This window comes from Kitasatospora aureofaciens (assembly GCF_001188955.3).
Classification (GTDB): Bacteria; Actinomycetota; Actinomycetes; order Streptomycetales; family Streptomycetaceae; genus Kitasatospora; species Kitasatospora aureofaciens.
Window position 1 is genome coordinate 748,021 of record NZ_JPRF03000001.1, and the last position, 22,486, is coordinate 770,506.

16 protein-coding genes, 1 tRNA gene and 1 pseudogene are annotated in these 22,486 nt (G+C 72.3%); 11 read left to right on the plus strand and 7 right to left on the minus strand.

What is annotated here, in order from left to right; genetic code table 11:
* Positions 1–60 precede the first annotated feature (60 nt).
* Positions 61–2,814 carry a bifunctional YncE/alkaline phosphatase family protein gene (locus HS99_RS03215; protein WP_030550424.1) on the plus strand — a complete coding sequence of 918 codons (2,754 nt, stop codon included), beginning with the start codon at positions 61–63 and terminating at the stop codon, positions 2,812–2,814.
* Between the two features lie 83 nt (positions 2,815–2,897).
* Here the strand turns inward: HS99_RS03215 and dnaE are convergent, their stop codons facing one another.
* From dnaE to HS99_RS03230, 3 genes are all read right to left on the minus strand, one after another.
* Positions 2,898–6,464 carry a DNA polymerase III subunit alpha gene (gene dnaE / locus HS99_RS03220; protein ID WP_030279389.1) on the minus strand — a complete coding sequence of 1,189 codons (3,567 nt, stop codon included), beginning with the start codon at positions 6,462–6,464 and terminating at the stop codon, positions 2,898–2,900.
* A gap of 125 nt (positions 6,465–6,589) precedes the next feature.
* The gene (locus HS99_RS03225) at positions 6,590–7,279 is read right to left on the minus strand and encodes a phosphonatase-like hydrolase (protein ID WP_030279391.1); all 690 of its coding nucleotides are present in this window, start codon (positions 7,277–7,279) and stop codon (positions 6,590–6,592) included.
* A 4-nt stretch (positions 7,280–7,283) separates the two neighbouring features.
* Complete coding sequence (locus HS99_RS03230; protein ID WP_030550426.1) at positions 7,284–8,045, minus strand: GntR family transcriptional regulator; 762 nt, start codon at positions 8,043–8,045, stop codon at positions 7,284–7,286.
* A gap of 162 nt (positions 8,046–8,207) precedes the next feature.
* On the opposite strand from HS99_RS03230, the gene HS99_RS03235 reads away from it, so the two are divergent.
* A complete protein-coding gene (locus HS99_RS03235; protein ID WP_046387512.1) occupies positions 8,208–9,377 on the plus strand; it encodes a TIGR03364 family FAD-dependent oxidoreductase in 1,170 nt (389 codons plus the stop codon).
* A 73-nt stretch (positions 9,378–9,450) separates the two neighbouring features.
* On the opposite strand, the gene HS99_RS03240 is transcribed toward HS99_RS03235, so the two are convergent.
* From HS99_RS03240 to HS99_RS03250, 3 genes are all read right to left on the minus strand, one after another.
* The gene (locus HS99_RS03240) at positions 9,451–10,209 is read right to left on the minus strand and encodes a maleylpyruvate isomerase family mycothiol-dependent enzyme (RefSeq protein WP_030550430.1); all 759 of its coding nucleotides are present in this window, start codon (positions 10,207–10,209) and stop codon (positions 9,451–9,453) included.
* Positions 10,210–10,372: 163 nt separating this feature from the next.
* Positions 10,373–10,747 carry a cupin domain-containing protein gene (locus HS99_RS03245; protein ID WP_030279399.1) on the minus strand — a complete coding sequence of 125 codons (375 nt, stop codon included), beginning with the start codon at positions 10,745–10,747 and terminating at the stop codon, positions 10,373–10,375.
* Between the two features lie 142 nt (positions 10,748–10,889).
* Positions 10,890–11,312, minus strand: a complete 423-nt coding sequence (locus tag HS99_RS03250; RefSeq protein ID WP_050367059.1) for an SsgA family sporulation/cell division regulator — start codon at positions 11,310–11,312, stop codon at positions 10,890–10,892.
* A 289-nt stretch (positions 11,313–11,601) separates the two neighbouring features.
* On the opposite strand from HS99_RS03250, the gene HS99_RS03255 reads away from it, so the two are divergent.
* The 9 genes and pseudogenes from HS99_RS03255 to HS99_RS03295 all read left to right on the plus strand — a co-directional run bounded on the left by HS99_RS03255 (position 11,602) and on the right by HS99_RS03295 (position 21,278).
* Positions 11,602–12,045, plus strand: a complete 444-nt coding sequence (locus tag HS99_RS03255) for a cupredoxin domain-containing protein (RefSeq protein WP_030279403.1) — start codon at positions 11,602–11,604, stop codon at positions 12,043–12,045.
* Between the two features lie 59 nt (positions 12,046–12,104).
* On the plus strand, positions 12,105–12,368 hold the full coding sequence (locus HS99_RS03260) for a hypothetical protein (RefSeq protein WP_052743456.1): 264 nt from the start codon (positions 12,105–12,107) through the stop codon (positions 12,366–12,368).
* A 136-nt stretch (positions 12,369–12,504) separates the two neighbouring features.
* Entirely contained in the window at positions 12,505–14,196 is a 1,692-nt protein-coding gene (locus HS99_RS03265) for an enoyl-CoA hydratase-related protein (RefSeq protein WP_043480375.1), read from the plus strand.
* A 265-nt stretch (positions 14,197–14,461) separates the two neighbouring features.
* Positions 14,462–15,475 (plus strand): hypothetical protein, encoded by a 1,014-nt coding sequence (locus HS99_RS03270; RefSeq protein ID WP_305953093.1) that lies wholly within the window; start codon positions 14,462–14,464, stop codon positions 15,473–15,475.
* A gap of 424 nt (positions 15,476–15,899) precedes the next feature.
* Positions 15,900–16,967 carry a hypothetical protein gene (locus HS99_RS03275; RefSeq protein WP_030550436.1) on the plus strand — a complete coding sequence of 356 codons (1,068 nt, stop codon included), beginning with the start codon at positions 15,900–15,902 and terminating at the stop codon, positions 16,965–16,967.
* 64 nt (positions 16,968–17,031) lie between these two features.
* Positions 17,032–17,108: transfer RNA gene (locus HS99_RS03280), tRNA-Met, on the plus strand.
* Between the two features lie 374 nt (positions 17,109–17,482).
* Complete coding sequence (locus HS99_RS03285) at positions 17,483–19,147, plus strand: phospholipase D-like domain-containing protein (protein WP_072656026.1); 1,665 nt, start codon at positions 17,483–17,485, stop codon at positions 19,145–19,147.
* Positions 19,148–19,284: 137 nt separating this feature from the next.
* Positions 19,285–20,324, plus strand: a pseudogene (locus HS99_RS03290) (DUF885 family protein).
* Positions 20,325–20,369: 45 nt separating this feature from the next.
* A complete protein-coding gene (locus HS99_RS03295; protein WP_030550438.1) occupies positions 20,370–21,278 on the plus strand; it encodes an alpha/beta fold hydrolase in 909 nt (302 codons plus the stop codon).
* A 60-nt stretch (positions 21,279–21,338) separates the two neighbouring features.
* Here HS99_RS03295 and HS99_RS03300 read toward each other — a convergent pair whose 3' ends face one another.
* Positions 21,339–22,277 (minus strand): hypothetical protein, encoded by a 939-nt coding sequence (locus tag HS99_RS03300; RefSeq protein WP_051746596.1) that lies wholly within the window; start codon positions 22,275–22,277, stop codon positions 21,339–21,341.
* Positions 22,278–22,486 lie beyond the last annotated feature (209 nt).

Consider the following 22,486-nt stretch of genomic DNA (forward strand, 5'->3'; position numbering starts at 1 on the left):
CTCCCACGCATCCCCGCGCGCTCACCACGAAGCGCGCACTCACAACGAAGGGCTGACGCCATGCAGGTAACGCGTCGTCGACGTGTCCGCAACGAGCACCCCGGGCGCCCCGGCCGGCGGTCGGGCCGCCGGGCCGTGCTGGCCACGGCGTGCATCACGGCGGTGGCCGTGGCCACCGGCACGGCCTTCGCGGCCACCCACCAGTTCGGCAACGACCAGGTCGGCCAGGTCACCGCCGACGGCCAGGTGATCTCCAGCGACCAGTACCTGGCCCCGTACGGCGACCGGCTGGTGATCAACAACGGCAAGATCATGGGCTCCCGGGTCAGCCCGGACGGCACCCACCTGGCCGCCTCGCTCGCCGACGGCGACGCCTCGCTGGTCGTGGTGGACCTGAGGACCGGCAAGGTGCAGCAGCGCGCGGGCAAGGCCAGGACGGCCGACCTGAAGCTGACCGACGGCTCGGTCGGCCAGGAGGCCCCGGTCTACTCGCCGGACGGCAGGCAGCTCTGGCTGGGCCAGCTCGACGGCTACACCCGGTTCACCGTCAAGGCCGACGGTTCCCTGGCCGACCCGGTGAAGGTGGCGATCCCGGCCGACGGCGACAAGCACGCGCTGGCCTCCGGCGCGGTGTTCTCCGCCGACGGCTCGACGCTGTACGCGGCGGTCAACGGCCAGAACCGGGTGGTCGCGATCAACACGGCCACCGGCGCGCTCGGGCAGAGCTGGACGGTGGGCAACGCGCCCCGCGGCATCGTGCAGGTCGGGCACAAGCTGTACGTCAGCAACGAGGGCGGCCGCCCCGCCACCCCCGACGACGACACCCTCAACTCCTACGGCACCCAGGTCCCGGCCGACCCGGACACCGGCGCCGCGACCTCGGGCACCGTCAGCGTGATCGACCTCTCCGCCCCGTCCGCCGCCGTCGGCTCGATCGACGTCGGCCTGCACCCGACCGCGGTGTACGCCAAGAACGGGACGGTCTTCGTCGCCGACACCTCCTCCGACCAGGTGTCGGTCATCGACACCGGGCGCGACAAGGTGGTGCAGCGGATCTCCACCAAGCCGTGGCCGGAGGCCTCGGTGGGCTATGAGCCGACGGCGGTGACCCTCACCGACGACGGACGCCTGCTGGTCACCCTCGGCCGCGCCAACGCGGTGGCGGTCTACCGCTTCACCAGCGCCCAGGAGCCGGTGAGTTACGTCGGCCTGCTGCCCACCGACTACTTCCCGGCCGAGGTCACCACCGTCGGCCCGAAGGTGGTCGTCTCCAACACCCGCGGCATCGACGCCCGGCGCCCCAACTCCACCGGCGCCCACAACACCCACGACACCACCTCCAGCCTGACCCAGTTCACCCTGCCGGGCGACAAGGAGATCCGCTCCCAGACCGAGAAGGTCTTCCAGCAGAACGGCTGGACGAAGAACGCGGTTCGGACGGCCGACCGGCGCGGGGCTAAGCCCGTGGCCGTACCGGCCCGGATCGGCGACCCGTCGACGATCAAGCACGTCTTCCTGATCGTCAAGGAGAACCGGACCTACGACCAGGTCTTCGGCGACATCGGCAAGGGCAACGGTGACCCGAAGCTGGCCCAGTTCGGCGCCAACGTGACGCCCAACCAGCAGGCGCTGGCCAAGCAGTTCGGGCTCTACGACAACACCTACGACATCGGCACCAACTCCGCCGAGGGCCACAACTGGCTGATGCAGGCGGACAACCCGGAGTACACCGAGTCCTCCGCGGGCGAGTACGAGCGCAGCTACGACACCGAGGACGACGCCCTGGGGCACCAGCGCTCGGGCTTCCTGTGGACGGGCGCGCAGGCGGCCGGCCAGGACGTGCGGGACTTCGGCGAGTTCCACCAGTTCCTGACCAAGCCCGACGGCGCGAACTGGCAGAACCTGTACTGCGACGCCAAGAACATGGACGCGACCGGCGACGGCACCGCCTACCCGCTCAACTCCTCCTCGCCGATCCCGTCGCTCAACGACGTGTCGGTGCCCGGCTTCCCCAAGTTCGACCTCGACGTGCCCGACCAGTACCGCTACCAGATCTGGAAGCAGGACTTCGAGCAGAACGGCCCGGCCGCGCTCAACATGCTCTGGCTGTCCAGCGACCACACCGGCGGGCCGGCCAGCCCGGCCGCGCAGGTCGCCGACAACGACCTGGCGGTCGGCAGGATCGTCCAGGAGATCTCGCACAGCGGGTACTGGAAGGACTCCGCGATCTTCGTGGTCGAGGACGACTCCCAGGCCGGCCTGGACCACGTGGACGGCCACCGCGCCCCGATCCAGATCATCAGCCCCTGGGCCCAGCACGGCGCCGTCGACAGCCGCTACTACTCGCAGATCACCATGGTCCGCACCATCGAGCAGATCCTCGGGATCCACCCGATGAACCAGAAGGACAGCGCGGCCACGCCGATGGCCACGGCCTTCACCGACAAGCCCGACTACACCCCGTTCACCGCGGTGCCCAACCGGACCTCGCTGACCGACGGCCTGAAGACCCCGCCCTCCTGCGGCGTCGACGTGCCCGGCGGGGCCCAGGACCGCAGCGCGGTGGCGGCGCCGGTGACCGCCGCCCCGCCGGCGGCCGAGCAGGGCGTCGCCGCCCAGTGGGACACCTGGAAGTCCAAGCAGCACCTGACCGGCCCCAACGCCGCCCCGGACCGCGCGAACCCGGCCCAGATGAACCACCTGACCTGGTACCAGACCCACAACTGGACCACGCCGTACCCGGGCGAGGACGAGATCCACACCCCGGACGACGTCCCCGGCGCCTACATCCCCTCCGCCGAGAACGACGGCTGACACCCTCCCCGAGGACCGTGAACGGGCCCCGGACCGGCTCCAACCGGTCCGGGGCCCGTACGTGTCCCATCGAGGACAGGGCCCTACGAGCGCACCGCCGCGCCCGTCCAGGCCCGGTTGCCGAGGAGGGTCTTGATGTCCGAGGCGAGCCCGTTGTCGGGGTTCACCAGGAAGCCCAGCTCGTAGAGGGTGTTCTTGTCCCAGTTGGTGGTGAGCAGCCGGATCGGGACGTCGCCGGGGTGGGCCTGGAGTGCGAGCTTGAGCTCGGCGACCATCTGGGGGGTGATCCGGTGGACCGGGACGGTGATCTGGACCGGCGGCTTGGTGCCGAGTTCGGCGGAGGAGACGTCGAGGGTGGTGATCTCCTGGCCGAAGACGCTCAGCGAGCCGTCGCGCTCGTTGAGCCGGCCGCGGATCGAGATCACGTTGTCCTCGATCATCTGGTCGGCCATCAGGTTGTAGGTCGCGGGGAAGAACAGCACCTCGACCGAGCCGTCGCGGTCGGCGAGGGTGATGATCGCCCAGGCGTTGCCCGCCTTGTTGATCCGCCGGTCGACGCCGGTGATCAGCCCGGACAGCCGGACCTCGCCCTCGGAGCGGCCGGAGCCGAGGAGTTCGGCGATCGAGGTGTCGCGGTTCTGGGACAGGATGTGCTCGGCGCCGTCGAGCGGGTGGCTGGAGACGTACAGGCCGAGCATCTCCCGCTCCAGGGCGAGGAGTTGGCGCCGGGGCCACTCGTTGTCGGTGAGCTGGAAGTCCAGTCCGATGCCGGGCCCGCCGCCGTCGCCGGGGTCGAGGGCGCCGAACAGGTCGTCCTGGCCGATGGCCTGCTGCTTCTTCAGCCCGGTGACGGAGTCGATCGCGCTCTCGTGGACGCTGCTGAGCGAGAGCCGGGTGTGGCCGAGCGAGTCGAAGGCGCCCGCCTTGATCAGGGAGTCGACGGTGCGCTTGTTGCAGACCACCAGCTCGACCTTGTCCAGGAAGTCGGCGAAGGAAGTGTACTTGCCCTTCTCTTCCCGGGTGCCGACCAGCGACTCGATCACGGGCACGCCGACGTTGCGCACGGCCTTGAGGCCGAAGCGGACGTCGCTGCCGACGGCGGTGAAGTCGACCACCGACTCGTTGACGTCGGGGGAGAGGATCTTGATGCCCATCTGCCGGCACTCGGCCAGGTAGACGGCCATCTTGTCCTTGTCGTCGGCGACGGAGGTGAGCAGCGCGGCCATGTACTCGGCCGGGTAGTTGGCCTTCAGGTAGGCGGTGTGGTAGGAGACCAGGCCGTAGGCGGCGGAGTGCGACTTGTTGAACGCGTAGCCGGCGAACGGGACCAGGACGTCCCAGACCGCCTGGATGGCCTCGTCGGAATAGCCGCGCTCCTTGCAGCCCGCGTGGAAGGGCACGAACTCCTTCTCCAGCACCTCCTTCTTCTTCTTGCCCATCGCGCGGCGCAGCAGGTCTGCCTGGCCGAGTGAGTAGCCGGCCAGCACCTGGGCCGCTCGCTGGACCTGCTCCTGGTAGACGATCAGGCCGTAGGTGGGGCCGAGGACGTCCTTGAGCGGTTCCTCCAGCTCGGGGTGGATCGGGATGATCTCCTGCTGGGCGTTCTTGCGCAGCGCGTAGTTGGTGTGCGAGTTCATGCCCATCGGGCCGGGCCGGTACAGCGCGGAGACGGCGGAGATGTCGGCGAACTCGGTGGGCTTCATCAGCTTGAGCAGGGCGCGCATGGGGCCGCCGTCGAGCTGGAACACGCCCAGGGTGTCGCCGCGGGCGAGCAGCTGGTAGGTGGTGGGGTCGTCGATCGGGATCTTCTCGATGTCGACGTCGATGCCCCGGTTGGCCTTCACGATCTTGATGCAGTGGTCGATGATGCCCAGGTTCCGCAGACCCAGGAAGTCCATCTTGATCAGGCCCATGGCTTCGCAGGACGGGTAGTCGAAGCCGGTGATGATCACCCCGTCCTTGTCCCGCATGTGCAGCGGGATCAGGTCGAGCAGCGGGGTGGAGGAGAGGATGACGGCGGCCGCGTGCACGCCGGTGCCGCGGATCAGGCCCTCGATGCCGCGCCCGGTGTCGATGATCTTCTTGACGTCCGGTTCGTTCTGGTACAGCGCCCGGATCTCGGTGCCCTCGTTGTACCGGGCGTGCTTCTCGTCGAACAGGTCGGCCAGCGGCACGCCCTTGCCCATGACGTCCGGCGGCATCGCCTTGGTGATCCGGTCGCCCATCGAGAACGGGTAGCCCAGGATGCGGTTGGCGTCCTTGACGGCGGCCTTGGCCTTGATGGTGCCGAAGGTGTTCACCTGCGCCGTGTACGCGGCGCCGTACTTCTCGGTGACGTAGCGCACCATCTGGTCGCGCTGGCGGTCGTCGAAGTCGATGTCGACGTCCGGGGGGTTGATGCGCTCGGGGTTGAGGAAGCGCTCGAACAACAGGTCGTGCTCCAGCGGGTCCAGTTGGGTGATCCCGGTCAGGTAGGCGATCATCGAGCCGGCGGCCGAGCCACGGCCGGGGCCGACCGGGATGCCGTTGTCCCGGCCGTACTGGCAGATGTCGGCGACCACGAGGAAGTAGGCGTCGAACCCCATCGGGGTGATGACGCCCATCTCCAGCTCGATCCGGTCCAGCACCTCCTGGCTCGGGTTGTCGCCGTAGCGGTGCTTCAGCCCGACCTCGATCTTCTTGCGCAGGTAGGAGGCCTGGGTCTCGCCCTCGGGCACGTCGAACTGGGGCATCCGGTCGACGTAGGTGAAGACCTCCTCGTACGACTCGACCCGCTCGGCGATCGCCAGGGTGTTGTCGCAGGCCTCCGGCAGTTCGCGGAAGAGCGCGCGCATTTCCTCGGCGGTCTTCACGTAGTAGCCGGTGCCCTGGAACTTGAAGCGGTTCGGGTCGTCCTTGTTCTTGCCCACGCCGACGCAGAGCAGGCTGTCGTGGGCGTCGGCCTGGTCAGCGGTGACGTAGTGGGAGTCGTTGGTGGCCAGCAGCGGGATGTTCAGCTGCTTGGCCAGCCGCAGCAGGTCCTCGCGGACGTCGCGCTCGATGTCCAGGCCGTGGTCCATCAGCTCCAGGAAGTAGTTCTCCTTCCCGAAGATGTCCTGGTACGCGCCGGCGGCCTTGACCGCCTCCTCGTACTGGCCCAGCCGCAGCCGGGTCTGCACCTCGCCGGAGGGGCAGCCGGTGGTCGCGATGATGCCGCCGGCGTTGGCGGCGATCAGCTCGCGGTCCATCCGGGGCTTCATGTAGTAGCCCTCCATCGACGCGAGGGAGGACAGCTTGAAGAGGTTCCGCAGGCCGGTCGCGTTCTGCGCCCACATCGTCATGTGGGTGTAGCGGCCGCCGCCGGAGACGTCCTTGCCGCCCTCACCGTCGGCGCCGGTCGGGCGCTGGCCGCCCGGCGACCAGAACACCTGCTTTTTCAGGAAGCGCGAGCCGGGTGCGACGTACGCCTCGATGCCGATGATCGGCTTCACGCCGGTCTTCGCGGCGGCGTGGAAGAACTCGTACGCGCCGAACATGTTGCCGTGGTCGCTCATCGCGATGGCGGGCATGCCCTGTCTCTCCGCCTCGGCGAACAGCTTGCCATTCTTCGCCGCCCCGTCCAGCATCGAGTACTCGGTGTGGACGTGCAGGTGCGCGAAGCTGTCGGACACGGCGCTGCTCTCCTTGGTGGGCGTCGGTAGGGCGAAGCGGTCCACGCTAGCGGGTCGGCGCGCGCGACGCACGACGGGCTGACGGACCGCCCTGCGACGGCCCGGCAGCCCGTGCGGGGGAACCGTCAGGCGCTCGGCCGGGCCTCGGCGAGGCCGGGGATCTCGGCGGCGCTGGCCAGCACGTGGGTCTGCGGGTGCCCGTCGAAGTCGGCGCGGCCGAGCTCCCCGGTCAGCACCCCGACGACCACGCCGGCCCCGGCGTTGCGCCCGGCCTCGACGTCGACCACGGTGTCACCGGCCGTCAGCACCCGGCGGGTGTCGATCACCCCGGTCTTCTGCATCGCCCGGTGGATCATGTACGGGGCCGGACGGCCGCGCGGCACCTCGTCCGAGGTCACCACCGCGTCAAGGTTGCCGCCCTCGCCGGTGGACCAGCCGAGCGACTCCAGCAGCGGGTACGCGACGTCGCCGCTGAAGCCGGTGGTGAGCGCGACCTTGATCCCGCGGCGGCGCAGCTCGGCCAGCGCCTCCTCGACCCCGGGGACGGCCTGTGGGGGAGTGGTCCGGTAGGCCTCGCGCAGGTACTCCGCGAAGGCCGCGTAGCTCTCCTCCACCAGCTCCGGGGTCGGGGTGCCGCCGCCGAGGCGGACCAGGGCGGCGATGGCCTCGCGCTTGTCGGTGCCCATCCAGGCCTGGAGGTCGGCCTCGGCGACGGCCACACCGTTGCGTTCGACGGCGGTGCGCAGCGCCCGGTAGACGGCGCCGGACTCGTTGATGGTGGTCCCGGCCATGTCCAGGGCGGCGAGCTCGATCACGGTGTCAGTCCTCTTCGGTGCGGTAGCGGCCGATGACGGTACGGCCTTCGATGGTGTTCTCGATGGTGAAGGTGGCCATGGCGGGCAGGTAGCGGTCGTCGGCGTCCTCCAGCGGCACGCCCAGGCGGGAGGTGGTGAGCCGGCGTACCCGCAGCAGCGGGGCTCCGGCGTCGACCCGCAGCAGTTCGGCGTCGCGCGGCCCGGCGGCGACGGCGTCGATGGTGTGCCGCGCGTGGTGGAGGTCGACCTCGCGGCGCAGCAGTTCCTGGTAGACGGAGCCGGTGTCCGGGTCGAAGTCGAACAGGATGCGGCCGACCTCGTGGACGAAGGTGGAGCGCTCCAGCATGGCCGGGACGCCGTCCAGCAGCCGCAGCCGGACGAGTTCGACGACCGGCTCGTCCTGCGCGAGGCCCAGCCGGACCGCCGCCTCCGGGGAGGCCCGGCGGCGGGCGACCTCGAGGGTGTGCTGCCCGGGCTCGCGGCCGATGCTGCGGGCCCACTGGGTGAAGGACAGGAAGGTGTCGAAGGGCTGGGAGGGCGTGGTGCGACGGGCCACGGGCGGCTTCCCGCGCCCGCCGACCAGGCTGCCCGCGCTGCGCAGCATGGCCAGGGCTTGGCGGACCGGCCCCCGGGAGGTGCCGAACTCGGCGCAGAGCTGCGACTCGCTGGGCACCGGCTCGCCCTCGGGCCACTCGCCGGACTCGATGCGGCGCTGGAACTCGGCGCCGAGCCGTTGGTGGAGGGGGAGGTCCTCACTTGTCTTCACAAGTCGACTATGGCACCCGGGCCCAGGACTTCTCAAGACCGATCGAGCTGCGGATTCTCCTGTTCACCCGGCAGATCACTGAGATCGTCGGGCGGATGAACAGTCGGTAACTTGTACATACATGTCTTGACGCCAGCGCCCGCCCGCCCGGAAGCTGGACCCATGAGCAGCAGCACCCCACCCGTGACCTCCCCCACCACCCCGCGCAGCGATGTGGTGATCGTCGGCGCCGGAATCATCGGCCTCGCCCACGCCTTCGAGGCGCTGAGCAACGGACTCTCCGTCACCGTCCTCGACCGCGACCGGCGGCCGGTCGGCGCCTCCGTCCGCAACTTCGGCCACTGCTGCATCAGCGCCCAGGACGGCGAACTGCTCGCCCTCGCCCAGCGCTCCCGGCCGGGCTGGCTGCGCGCCGCCGAGGCGTCCGGCATCTGGGCCGCGGAGGCCGGCACCCTGGTGGTCGCCCGGTCGGCGACCGAGGCGGCCGTCCTGGAGGAACTGCACGCCGAACGCGGCGGCGACGCGGTGCGGTTGCGCAGCGCCGCCCAGACGGCCGAGGCGCTCGGCCGGGCGGCGGGCGAGGACGGCGACCTGGTGGGCGGCGCGGTGCTGCCCGCCGACCTGCGGGTCGACCCGCGCGAGGCGGCGCCCGGCCTGGCCCGCTGGGTGGCCGAGCAGCCACGGGGCCGCATCCTGTGGGGCACCGCCGTCACCGGCGTCGAGTCCGGCACCGTGCACACCACCCGCGGCCCGGTCCACGGCGACCGCATCCTGGTCTGCGTCGGCCACGACCTGGACCACCTGCTCCCCGACGTCGCCGAGGACCACGGGATCCAGCGCTGCCGGCTGACCATGGCCCGGGCCGCCGCCCCGGAGGGCTTCCGCACCGACTCCGCGGTGCTGACCGCCACCTCGATGCTGCGCTACGACGCCTTCACCGCCCGGCCATCGGCTGCCCGGCTGCGGGAGGAGGTGCTCGGCCACAGCGCGGAGCTGCTGGAGATCGGCGCGAACGTGATGTTCACCCGCCAGCCGGACGGCACCCTGCTGATCGGCGACTCGCACCACTATGACGCCACCACCCCGCCGTTCGTCGACGAGCGCACCTACGAGCTGCTGATCGACGCCGTCGCCCGGGTGCTGGGCGTGCCGCGGCTGCGGATCCTGGAGCGCTGGCAGGGCGTCTACGCCAGCAGTCCCCGCGGGCCGCTGCTGGTGCGCGACCTGGCCCCGGGGGTGCGGGCCATCTCGGTCACCTCGGGCATCGGGATGACCCTCTCCTTCGGCCTCGCGGCCGCCACCTTCGACGGCACCCTCGCCGCGACGGCCTGAGCCGCTGCCCGTCGGTGCTCGGAAGTCCCGTCGGTGCTCGCGAAGGCGGTCGGTGCTCGGAAGGTGGTCGTGCTCAGAAGGACGAGTGGGCGAACCAGTGCGCCAGCAGTTCCTGGTCGCCGGAGAGCTCGACACCGGCGGTGTCGCGGTCGAGGCGCCCGTACAGCATGAGCAGCAGTTCGGCGGCGGTGGCGCGGACGGTGGCATCGGCCTCCGTGTCGGTGTCGGCGTGGTCGAGGCCGAAGCCGTCGGGGCGCAGCCGGACCAGCCAGTCGCCCTCGCCGTCGGTGCGGGCGAAGCGGACGGTCCGGTTCTCGGCGCGCAGTTCGGCCGTCGCGGGGGCGAAGAAGGCGGCGAAGGGCAGGTTGGTCAGGAACTCGTCCACCCCGTCGGCCGCCAGGGCCGGGTCGATCTCCGGCTCCAGTCCGAGCGCGCGTTCGGCGTCGACCCGGTGGACGAGGGTCTCGAACAGCATCCGGCGCACCCAGAACCGGGCGTGCTGGTCGGCGCCCCAGGCCCACATCGGCGCGTCGAGGTCGCCCTCGGCGAAGGCCGCGGCGGCCTGTTCGGCGGCCTCGGCCAGCCAGGCCGGGTAGTCCTCCGGCCGCTCGGGCAGCCGCAGGTCGACGTCCCGGCTGCGCGGCGGCTCCTGGATCCGCTGGCGCAGCAGGACGGTGAACCAGCGCTGCACGCTGCCGGTGTGGCGGACGAGGTCGGCGAGCGTCCACCCCGGGCAGCCGGGGACCGGGAGGGCGGGGTCGGCCTGCCGCACGGCGGCGACGAAGCGGGCGGTCTCGGCGGCGACGGCGGTGCCGTGGTCCAGCGGGGTCATCAGGGCTGCCTCTCAATTCTTCATGTAGTGAAGCAATTGCGACGACGCTAGGCCTGAAAGGTTGAGGCTGTCAAGTAACTCTCGGGTGCGCTCCGGCCCCGGAGATCGCCGGCCCAGAGGGCGGGTGGCTTCGCCGCAGCGGGACCTACCCCCACGGCCGTACTCACTCGGCGGGCGCCGAGCGGATGGACAGGCCTGGCCGGCGGCGGTGGACGGTGAGGTAGACCAGTCCGTCCCCGCCCGCCGTGACGGACCGCCGGGCGCCGTGCGGCAGCCAGGCCGTGCACCCCGGGGAGAGGTCCTGGCGGCCGTTGGCGGTCTCCAGCCGACCGCTCCCGTCGAGCACCTGGACCAGGACGTCGAGGTCCGGCTCCACGTGCCCGGCGACCTCGGCGTTCGCGGGCAGGCGGATGATGTTCGCGTCCAGCTGGCGGCTCTCCTCCTGGAGGCGCCACAGCGCTCCGCTGCGGTCGGCGGGAGCCTGGTGGAGCAGGGACCCCAGGTGGGCGAGCACACCGGGGCCGGGATCGGACGTCAACGAGGCCTCCTGCGGGCGAGTGGGATCGGCCCGTGGATTCTACGGAGGATCGCACGCGACCCGGACGGCCGGCGGGCCCGGTCGCTGGTCCCACTCGGTGGGCCCGGTCGCTGGTCTCGCTCGGTGGGCCCGGTCGGCGGGCTCAGTCGGTGGCGAGGAGCCGGGCGAGGGCCGCGTCGATGTCCAGGTGGTCGGACTCGGAGCCGGCCGGCACCAGGGTGAAGGAGTCCGAGAGGAACGCCGTGACGAGGTCCTCCGGTGCGCTGACCAGGGACCCGCCGCCGGGCCCCCGCAGGCTGATCAGGACCTCGCCCGCCACCCCCGGACGGACCTTCACGTCGCCGCTGCCGACCGGGCCGAGCCGCCCCTCGTTCAGCAGCTCACGGCTGAAGTACCAGGACACCCGGGCTCCGTCGCCGGTGCACTGGCACGGAGTCAGCGGAAAGGCCAGGCAGGCCGCATAAGGGAGGCTCGCGTCGAAGCGGAGCTCCGCCTCGACCGGAACGTCGGGCGCCGCGCTCTCCGGGAAGGTCACGGACAGCGGGCGGACGGTGGACAACTGCATCGATTCGGCCTCCTGCGATCGCAACGGCCGGCCCGCGGCGGTCCGGCTGCCCATGGCGCCTACCCGGCGCGCCGAGACACAGCCAGGGGCGGACGAATCTCCACAATTCCCTTGCATCGCCGGCCTGCACCGCCCGCCGGCAGGCGTCAACTCCGCGCCCGCGTCTTCACTCCTGCGCATGAAATGGTGGGCCGTCCGGAGCTCTGGAGCAGGTCACGGCGGCCTCCTGCCGGAGGAGGCTGGCCAGTGGGCCGCTCCCGCCGCCCGCCCTCCCGAACGGAGCCCGAACGTGACCAGATCCCGGCCCCTCCGGGCAGCCGCCGCGCTGCTGCTCCCCGCCGTCCTCGCGGCCTGCTCCAGCTCGGGCTCCGGCTCCGGAACGCCGTCGACCACCGCGACGAGCCCCCTGCAGGGCAGCACCGTCGCGACGAGTCCCGTCCAGAGCAGTGCCGCCGCCGCGAGCCCCGCCCAGAGCAGTACCGCGGCGCTCCAGGTCACCATCAAGGACTTCGCCTTCGCGCCCGCGACCCTGAAGGCGGGCCCCGGCCGGACCGTCACCGTGACGAACCAGGACACCACCGCCCACACCCTCACCGCCGCCGACAAGTCCTTCGACACCGGGACGATCGCGCCCGGCGCCACCGCGACCTTCACCGCGCCCCAGCAGGCCGGCGACCACCCGTACATCTGCACCATCCACCCGTTCATGCACGGCACCCTCACCGTGGGCTGAGGCCCCGTGGCCACCCCCGCACCCGCCCGCCGGCACCCCTCGCCCACCTCCTGCCGCGCGTGGTGGCCGCCGCCGGCCTCGCCGTGCCGGTGGTGTTCCTCCGGCGCCACCGCACCGGCGATCTCTACGCCTGGCTCGTCGCCGCCTGCGGCCTCGGCGCACCGCTGCTCCGCCGCTACGTCGACGTCGGCACCCTGGGCCCGCTGCCGAACATGTACGAGCCGATCTGGTTCGAGGAGAAGATCCGCGCCGCCTGGGCCGAGGGCATCGCCACCGCGGCGCTCACCGTCCTGCTGTTCGGCCACCGCCGACGCCCGGCCTGATCGCGGAGGGGGCCCCGGACACCGCTCCCGCCGCCCGGGTGAACGGGCGGCGCGGCGGTCCGGGTGAACGGGCGGCGCGGCGGGCCGGAGGCGATGATCGCCGGAATCCTGGAGGCCCTCACCGTCGGAGGCGGACATGCGGATCCTGCTCCTCGCCAGTGCGTTCAACAGCCTCAGTCAGCGGCTGCACGCCGAACTGCGCGACCGACGCCACCAGGTCGAGTTCCAACTCGCCGGTGACGACGAGGAGTTGTCCGCCACCGTGGCCCGGTTCCGGCCGGACGTGCTGCTCGCGCCGATGCTGCGCACCGCGATCCCGCAGGAGGTCTGGTCGGAGCTCACCTGCCTGATCGTCCACCCCGGCCCGCCCGGCGATCGCGGTCCCTCCTCACTCGACCGGGCGATCCAGGACGGCCGCACCGAGTGGGGCGTCACGGTGCTCCAGGCCGAGGCGGAGATGGACGCCGGACCGGTCTGGGCCGCCGAGCCCTGCGGGCTGCCCGAGCACGGCAAGAGCGACCTCTACCGCAACGAGGTCTCCGACGCGGCCGTGGCCGCCGCCCTGCTCGCTGTGGAGCGCGTCGCCTCCGGCACGTACGTCCCGCAGCCGCAGCACGGTCCCGGCTGGCGCCGGACAGTGCGCACCCGGCCCTTCCTGCGCCAGCACGACCGCCGGATCGACTGGGCGGCCGACCCCACCGAAACGGTGCTGCGCAGGCTCCGCGCCGCGGACTCCCAGCCCGGCGTGCTGGACGAGCTGTGCGGCGGCGAGTGGTTCCTGCACGGCGGCCACCGCGAGCCGCTGTTGCGCGGCCGCCCCGGTGAGCTGCTCGCCACCCGGGCCGGCGCCGTCTGCCGGGCCACCTCGGACGGCGCGGTGTGGATCCCCGAACTGCGCCGCCGCCGCACCCCGGGCGGGCCCGCGACCTTCAAGCTCCCGGCGGTCACGGCGCTCGGCGCCCTGCTGCCGCCCCTGCCCGAGGCACTCGCGCCGCTGATGCCCGATGAGGGCGAGCGGCCCGGCTGGTCGGACATCGGCTACCGCGAGGACGGCCCGGTGGGCCTGCTGCGCTTCGCGTTCCCCGGCGGGGCGATGTCCACCGAGCACTGCCGCCGGCTGCTGGCGGCGTACCGCTTCGCGCTCGGGCGCCCGACCTCGGTGCTGGTGCTCGGCGGCGGCCGGGACTTCTTCTCCAACGGCATCCACCTCAACGTCATCGAGGCGGCCCAGGACCCGGCCGCCGAGTCCTGGGCCAACATCACCGCGATGGACGACCTGGTCGCCGAGGTGCTCGCCACCACCGACCGGCTGGTGGTCTCCGCCCTCGGCGGCAACGCCGCGGCCGGCGGGATGATGCTGGCGCTGGCCGCCGACGAGGTGTGGTGCCGCGCCGGCTCCGTGCTCAACCCGCACTACCGGCTGATGGGCCTGTACGGCTCGGAGTACTGGACCTACACCCTGCCGCGGCGGGTGGGCGCGGCGGAGGCCGGGCGGCTGACCGAGCAGGCCCTCCCGGTGTCCGCCGCGGCGGCCGAGCGGATCGGCCTGGTCGACCGGGTGCTGGACTGCGGGCCGGGCGAGTTCGGGGCGAACGCGGCCCACCTGGCCGGGCTGCTCGCCGCCTCGCCCGCCGCCCAGCAGCGGATCGCGGCCAAGAAGGCGGTGCGCGAGGCCGACGAGCGGGCGAAGCCGCTCGCCGCGTACCGGGAGGAGGAGCTCGCGGTGATGCGCCGGCAGTTCTTCACACCCGAATCGCCGTACCACGCCCTGCGGTCCGCGTTCGTCCACAAGCGCCCGGTGCCCGCCGGGCTCCTCGCGAGGACGTGACCCGAACGGCCGCGGCGGGCTTGCGCGGCCAGGACGGTCCGGTGGGCTCTCCGCCCGGCGGCCGACCCGGATCGTTGGTATGACTGGGACCGAGCCATCCCCTCCGGTTCCCGTCCCCGAGGAGGCATCCTCATGAGCGCCGCGACCGCCGCAACGGCTGTAACCGCCGCAATGGCTATAACCGCCGCAACCGCTGCAAGCGCCGACACCGACATGCTGCACAGTCGGCCGAACGGGCCCGCCCGTTGCCCGCGGAGGTGACGGCGTGAGTGAACGAAGTGAGCGAAGGCACACGAGCGGCTTCCCCGAGAAGATCGAGCGCGGTTTCGCAGGGGCCCGGCGGATCGCCGACGCGGTGCTGACGGCGGGCTACGAGCTCCACCCGCACCGCGTGTCCGAGGCCGAGAACAGGCTGCGCCGGCAGTTCGGCGTGCTGGTGCCGCCCGAGTACACGGCGCAGGGCGGCGAACACTCCCACCAGCGCACGGAGTGCGTGATGGAGGCGCAGTACGACGACCGGCTGGCGGTGGAGCTGCGCTTCCTGCGGGCCCAGCGACGCACCGTCGAACAGGCCGTCAAGGGCGGCGGGTTCGAGCCGGTGGAGGAACTGGAGCTGGCCGACCGGGTGCTCGTCGAGTGCGACGAGGCGGTCGAGGAGCGGATCGAACTGCTGCTGTCCGTCGAGGAGTTGACCGGCGAGGTGGTGCAGCACGGGTTCCGGCTGCCGGGCGTCGGCAGCACGGAGCTGCTGCACGAGCGCGGCAGCGCCGTCGGCCGACTGGTGCGCCGGCGCGAACAGGTCGACGGGCTGGTGCGGTTGAGGGTCGAGGAACTGCCCGGCCGGTACCGGGCGCAGCGCCTGACCGTCGAGGTGGAGAACGCCTCCACCTGGACGCCGCCCCGAGGGGCCGGCCGCGAGGAGGCGCTGCCGCGCTCCCTGCTCTCCACCCACCTGCTGCTCGCACTGGAGCACGGCCGCTTCCTGTCGGTCGCCGATCCGCCCGACTGGGCCCGCTCGGCCGTGGAGCGGTGCCGCAACGAGCGCACCTGGCCCATGCCCGCCGGACCGGACGGCGGGTACCAGGTGGTCCTCTCCTCGCCGATCCTCCTGGAGGACCACCCGCCCATCCCCCCGGAGAGCCCCGACGCCTTGTACGAGGCCACCGAGATCGACGAGATCCGGGCCCTGCGGACGGCGACCCCGACCGACCGGCGGAAGCGGGAGCCCCGGGGCAGCGACGGCCTGGCCGCTTCCATGCCGCCCGAGGTGCTCGGGTAGCCGCACGGCGTGATCCGCGGCGTGCGCGGCATCACCGGCTGCGGCCCGGACCGGCAACAGCCCTGGTGGGACCCGGGCAGCCCGGTGCTGCTGCGGCCCGGACGGCGGCGCACCGCCACCCAGGACCTCGACGGGTCGGTGCACCTGGCCGGCACGACTGGAGGACGACCTGGGCGCGGACCTGTGGCGGGCCCAGGGGCGCTTCCGGTGCCTGCAGCCCGACGAGATCACCCCGCCGGAGGAGTCGTGACCCGACGGACGGTGCTGATCGCCGGAGTGGCAGACGTCCTCCTCGGCGACGACGGCCTCGGGGCGGAGACCGTCCCGCCCCGGAGCTGCTGACCCGCACCGGCCCGGGCTGGTCGTCGGTGGTGCCGCGTAGGGTCGGGCCCGACAGGTTGAGCCGGTGTTGAGGGTGGGGCAGTTGGAGCCGCAGGGGAACGAGTGGGACGCGCGGGTGGCCGGGGTCCGGAGGTTCGCGGAGGCCGGGAATCTGGACGGTCTGGTGAGGAGCCTCTACGGCCTGAACGTCGACCTCGATGGCGACTGGGCCGGCGACGGCGGCGGGCAGGTGATCGAGCTGCTGGGGCGGATGCCCATCCCCGACCGGGTGCAGCTGCTGTGCCGGATGACGGAGGGGCTGGAGGAGACGGCCGTCCACGCGCCCCGTGAGTGCCCGGGTCTGGCCAGGCTGGTCGTACGGCTGAGTGAGGGGCTGAGCTGCGAGCAATTGGCCGCCTGGCGGGAGCCGTTGCTCGACCTGGCGGCGGGGATGATGACCCTGTGGGAGGGCTGGCGGCTGGGCTGCCTGGCCGAGGTCGAGCTGGCGGCGGGTCGGTGCCTGCCGGACGCGGTGGTCGCCACCGTTCGCCGGACCGCGCTGGCCGCCGAGACCCCCGGTGAACTCCTCGATGTGGCCGCCGGAATCGCCGAGCCGCCTCTCAACCCCGGCGAGCCGTGGGCGGATCGGGCACTCGCGGACCTGGCGGTCACCGGGCCCGCCTGGCACCCGCTGATCGGCCACGCGCTGTCCCTCTCCGGCTCCCGCCCCGGCGTCGGGTGGCAGCGGGCCGGGCGGCAGCTGCTCGCCGAACTCGGGCCGGAGCGCGTCCGCTCGGCGGTCTGCGGGTGGCTCGCCCTGGCCGGCGAGCCGCGCAGTCTGCCCGTCGCGTCCTACTACGGCTCGGGCACCGCGGGGTTCGAGATGGACCCCTTCAACGTGCGTGCGCTCCAGGGCGTCGCCGCGCTCCTGGCGCTGGCACCCGCCCACCCGGACTCGGCCGCAGCCCTGGGCCGTCTGGTGGAGGCAGCCCTGCTGCGGATCCCCGGCGTCGGACCGCGGTCGCACAAGACGGCCTCCGCCGCGGTGCACGCCCTCGTCCAGCTCGGGGACGAGGACGCGTACGACGAGCTGGAGCGCCTGGCCGGCACGGTGAAGTACCGCCCGACCGTGAACCTCGTCACCAAGGCCCTCGCCGCCAGGACCGTGTAGAGCGGGGCCTGCGGGAAACCGATTTCCGTTTCGGTAGGGACATCGCCTATGGTGATCTCACCGACGCGGGGTGGAGCAGCTCGGTAGCTCGCTGGGCTCATAACCCAGAGGTCGCAGGTTCAAATCCTGTCCCCGCTACCAACAGAAGCCGGGGTCGGCGCACTTGGTGCGCCGACCCCGGCTTCTTCGTGTTACGGGAGCGGAGGACGGGGTCGATCCCGGCCGGGGCTTCGCGCGTGACCGGCGTCCGCGCGGTCGCGGTGGTCCCGGCTTCGTCCGAGGTCGGCCAGGGCAGCGACGGCTGCGTGCCGCAACTCCGTGTCCAACGTGTCCGCCCGCCCTTTCGCGACGTCCGGGCTAGGTACCACCGGGTGCCCAGCGGTTCCGGCGCCGAGTGGGTGTCAGGCCCACGTGAACTTCCTTGATGGGACCCTGACAGCACATCAGGTTACTTTAGGGTAATTTAACGGTGTCGTCCGGGTGAACGTCCCCGGCCTCCCTTGAAGGACTCGTACGTGCTCTCTCACCAGTTCCACCGTTCCGGTCGCCGTCTGGCCGGGTCCGCGCTGGCCCTTGTTGCTGCTGTCGGTGTACTGCCCGTTGCTCCCGCGTTCGCCGATCCGGCGCCCGTGCCGGGGGCGGCCGGTCAGCCGGACGCCACTGCGCATCTGGATGCGGTGGAGCGGGCGTTGCGCGAGGTGTCGCCGGGGCTGGAGGGGACGGCGTGGGAGCGCACGGCGGGGAACCGGCTGGATGCGCCGGCCGGAGACCCGGGTGGGTGGCTGCTGCAGACGCCGGGGTGCTGGGGGGACGCCTCGTGCAGCCAGCGGGTGGGGACCAGGCGGGTGCTGGACAAGATGCGGGAGAACATCTCGCGGGCGACCCGGACCGTCGACATCTCAACTCTCGCGCCGTTCCCGGACGGTGGGTTCCAGGACGCGATCGTGGACGGCCTCAAGGCGTCGGTCGCCGCCGGGAACACGCCGCACGTGCGGGTCCTGGCCGGGGCCGCGCCGCTGTACAACATCACCGCGCTGCCGTCGAAGTACCGGGACGACCTGGTGGCCCGGCTCGGGGGTGCCGCCGGGAGCGTGACCGTCGAGGTGGCCTCGATGACCACCGCGAAGACCGCGTTCTCCTGGAACCACTCCAAGCTGCTGGTCGTCGACGGGCAGAGCGTCATCACCGGCGGGATCAACAACTGGAAGGGCGACTACCTCGACACCGCCCACCCGGTCACCGACGTCGACCTGGCGCTGAACGGTCCGGCCGCCGCCTCCGCCGGTGCCTACCTGGACACCCTGTGGGACTGGACCTGCCGCAACACCGGGGTCTTCTCGGCCGCCTGGTTCGCCTCCTCCAACGGCGCCGGGTGCACCCCCGACCTCGAGCGGCGTCTCAACCCGGCGGCCGCGCAGGTGCCCGCCGCCGGCGACCTGCCGGTGATCTCGGTCGGCGGCCTGGGCGTCGGCATCCGCGGCAACGACCCCGCCTCCGGCTACCGCCCCGACCGGGCGCCCGCCGCCGACGACCTCAAGTGCGGCCCGATCGGCCTGCACGACAACACCAACGACGACCGCGACTACGCGACGGTCAACCCGGAGGAGGCCGCGCTGCGGGCGCTGATCGCCGGCGCCGGCAGCCGGATCGACATCTCCCAGCAGGACGTGACCGGCACCTGCCCGCCGATGCCGCGCTACGACGTGCGGCTCTTGGACCTGCTCGCGGGCAAGCTCGCGGACGGCGTGAAGGTGCGCATCGTGGTCAGCGATCCCGGCAACCGGGGTACCGTCGGCAGCGGCGGCTACTCGCAGATCAAGTCCCTGAACGAGATCAGCGACACCCTGGCCGCCCGCCTCACCGCCCGCCTCGGCGACCCGGGGAAGGCGAAGGCGACGATGTGCCAGAACCTCCAACTCGCGCCGTTCCGGGCCTCCTCGGCCCCGACCTGGGCCGACGGCCACCCGTACGCGCTGCACCACAAGCTGGTCTCGGTCGACGGATCCGCCTTCTTCATCGGTTCCAAGAACCTCTACCCGGCCTGGCTGCAGGACTTCGGCTACGTCGTCGAGAACCGCGCCGCCGCCGGGCAGCTCGACCAGCAGCTGCTCGCCCCGCAGTGGCAGTACTCGCAGGCCGCCGCGACCTTCGACTACAGCCGGGGCGTCTGCCAGGGCTGACGGTCAGTAGAAGAGCAGTCAAGGAGCCGCCCCCGCCGAACCGGAGCCCGGCGAGGGCGGCCCCGCAGGCGCGAGCCCGAAGAGAGGCCCTTGGGCGCCCTGGACGGCGGGTCAGCGGCTGCGCGAGCATGGAGCACATGCCCGAGACGCCGAAGTCCCCGCGCAGGATCGCCGACGACCACGTCGTCCGGGTCGCGGCACTCGACCCGGCGACCTCGACCAGACTCGGCCTCCACCCCGAGGACGACCGGCAGCCGGACCTGTCACCGGACGGCTTCGAGGCGCTCGCCGAAGTCGCCCGGCAGACCCTGACCGCCCTCGACACCACGGCGCTCGTCGACGATCCCGCCGAGCTGGACTGCGCCCGCCTGCTGCGCGAGCGGCTCACCGCCGAACTCGCCGTGCACGAGGCCGGGGACCACTACCGCCAGCTGCGCAACGTCAACTCGCCCCTGCACAAGGTCCGCGGCGTCTTCACCATGATGCCCACCGACACCGCCGAGCAGTGGGCGGCCGTCGCCGGACGGCTGCGCAACGTCCCCGGCGCCCTGCACGGATACCGGGCGACGCTGGCCGAGGGCATCGGCCGCGGACTGCTCAGCGCCCCCGGCAGGCCCGCGCCGCCATCGCCCAACTGGACGCCTGGACGGGGCGAGCGGGCGGCGGCACGAGCTGGTTCACCGGCTTCGTCGCGGACGGGCCCGCCGCGCTGCGCCCCGAACTGGACGCCGCCGCCGAACGGGCGACCGCCGCCACTGCCGCCTTCCGCGACTGGCTCGCCGACACCTACCTGCCCGCCGCCGACGGCACCCCGGACGCCGTCGGCCGCGAGCACTACCTGCGCTGCGCACGCTCGCCGAGGAAGCAGGTGAGGGCCACGTGGCCGCTGCTGAAGGAGGCCATGCCGAGTCGGCCGCGCCGGCCGCGCTGGTGCGCGGCGGTCGGGGCACCGGAGAGCCGGTGTGAGCGGCAGGCGCACCACGAGACCCACGTACCCGGTCTCGTAACCCTCGCGGACGGGCCGGTAGTCGACGGCGAAGGAGGCCGGGCCGACCCGGACGCGGGACACGTGCATGCCCGCCGGTGCGGTACCGAGGTACAGCAGCGAATAGGTGAGCACCATGAGCTGCCGTCGGGCGTGGCCGTCGGGCGGGGCTGCGGCGGCACCTTCGGCTGATTCCGGATCAGTTGCTCCTCGGTCATGGCGTGCGAGCATGACCGGATGACTGTGACTTCCCACGAGCTGCACCGGGTGACGACGCCGGTTCTGGAGATTGCCTACCACCGGACCGGCGAGCGCCGCCGGACCACCGACGCTCCGGTGATCCTGCTGCACGGGTTCCCCTACGACGTGCGGGCCTACGACGAGGTGGCGCGGTTGGTCGCGGAGGTCGGCCGGGAGGTACTGGTGCCGTACCTGCGTGGTTACGGGCCGACGCGGTTCCTGGACGGGGGGACGGTACGCAGTGGCCAGCAGGCCGCGCTCGCGCGGGACCTGGTGGAGTTCATGGACGCGCTGGGGATCGAGCGGGCGGTGGTGGCCGGTTACGACTGGGGTGGGCGGGCGGCCTGTGCGGCGGCGGCACTGTGGCCGGAGCGGATCGACGGTCTGGTTGCGGCGGGCGGCTACACCGTCCAGGACATCGCCCGCGCGATGGAGCCCGCCGCGCCGGAGGCGGAGCGCAACCTCTGGTATCAGTACTACTTCCATTCCGATCGCGGCCGCCAGGGGCTGGAGCAGAACCGTGAGGAGCTGTGCGGGTTGCTCTGGCGGCTGTGGTCGCCGAGCTGGGCGGCGGCCGGGAAGGCGTTCGCGGCGTCCGCACCCAGCCTGCACAACCCGGACTTCGTCGAGGTGTCGATCCACTCCTACCGGCACCGGTACGGACTGGTGGAGGGCGACCCGCGCTACCAGGAGCTGGAGGAGACGCTGGCCGGCCGGCCGCCTATCGCGGCTCCGACGGTGGTGCTGGTCGGGGAGGAGAACGGGGTGATCCCCGCCGCGGACCAGACCGGCACCGACCGGTTCACGGGCCCGTGCGAGGTGCGGACCCTGCCAGGCGTGGGGCACAACGTTCCGCAGGAGGCGCCGGAGGCGTTCGCCGAGGCGGTGCTGAGCCTGGTGGGGTGAGGAGGGAGGGGCGGTGGGGCCGCCGGGCGGACGGCGGCCCCACCGGTGGCGCAAGGAGTGCTAGCCGTGCGTGACGCACTTGTTGGCGCTGTTGGACCACAGGCCCTGGAGGTCGAAGGTGCCGGTGCTCAGGGTGACGTAGGCGTCGAGGTTCTGGCACTCGTCGCCGATCTCCCCGCCGCCGCCGTTCCAGCCGATGCTGGGCCAGAAGTCGGTGACGGTCTCGGCGTACTCGTGGGTCTCGGTGGATTCGATGCCGGAGAGCATCCGGCCGTCGGTGAAGGTGGTGCAGGCGCCTGCTCCCAGGTCCGGGATGTACGGCATGTTGGTGTAGGCCAGGGTGCCGTAGGAGCTGCTGGTCTTGTCGTGCCAGGCGCAGAATCCGCTGTTGGGGAAGCCGTCCGGGTGGGTGCCGGTGGGGGAGAGCACCACGTACTGGGCGTTGAGGTTGGGCGCCTGGGTGGTGTTGCCGAAGTGGGCGGCGGCCTTGCCGGCCTCGGCGCCGAGCTGGGTGCTGGTCGCGCTCGCAGGCGCGGCGGCGGAGTTGTCGAACCAGACGCCGGCGAGCGGGGTGGTGGCCGGGTGCTGGACGTGGACGCCCTTGGTGCCGCAGTTGGTGGTGCCCTTGGCGACGCCCTCGCAGTACTGGTCGAGGATGGTGCCCCAGGTGTCCTGGCTGCCGTAGAGGCCCTTGAACATGTTCTGCATGTCGGCCGCCACCCCGGCCGGGTCGGAGGACCACTGGCTGCCCCAGAAGACCAGGTACACCTTCGGGGTGGGGGAGACCACGCCCTGGGTCGCGGAGGAGCGGACCGAGAGGGTGTTGTTGGTGGTGGCGGTCGGGCGCTGGGCGGCGCCGGGGTGGAGCGCCTTGGTCCCGAAGTGGGCGGCGGCCGGGGCGGGTTGCGCCTCGGCGCCGGTGGCCAGTGCGGTGGTGCCGAGGGCGGCCAGGGCCAGCGCGGTGAGGGTGTGTGCGGCGGCCTTGAGCGGTGTGCGCATGCGTCTGCTCCCGAGTGTGAGGGTGTGGGAGGTTTGTCCGTGCTCGTCGAGTCGAGCCCGGACACCACACCAACTCGGCGGCGGTGCAGTCCAGATGGCGGACACGGCCGTGCGAAGCCTTTGCCGTGGTCATACCAAGTCCTTGTCGTCGAACGGCCGGTGGACGTGTTCGATGGTCCACGGCGGTCGGTACTACGATGCGCAGCGAT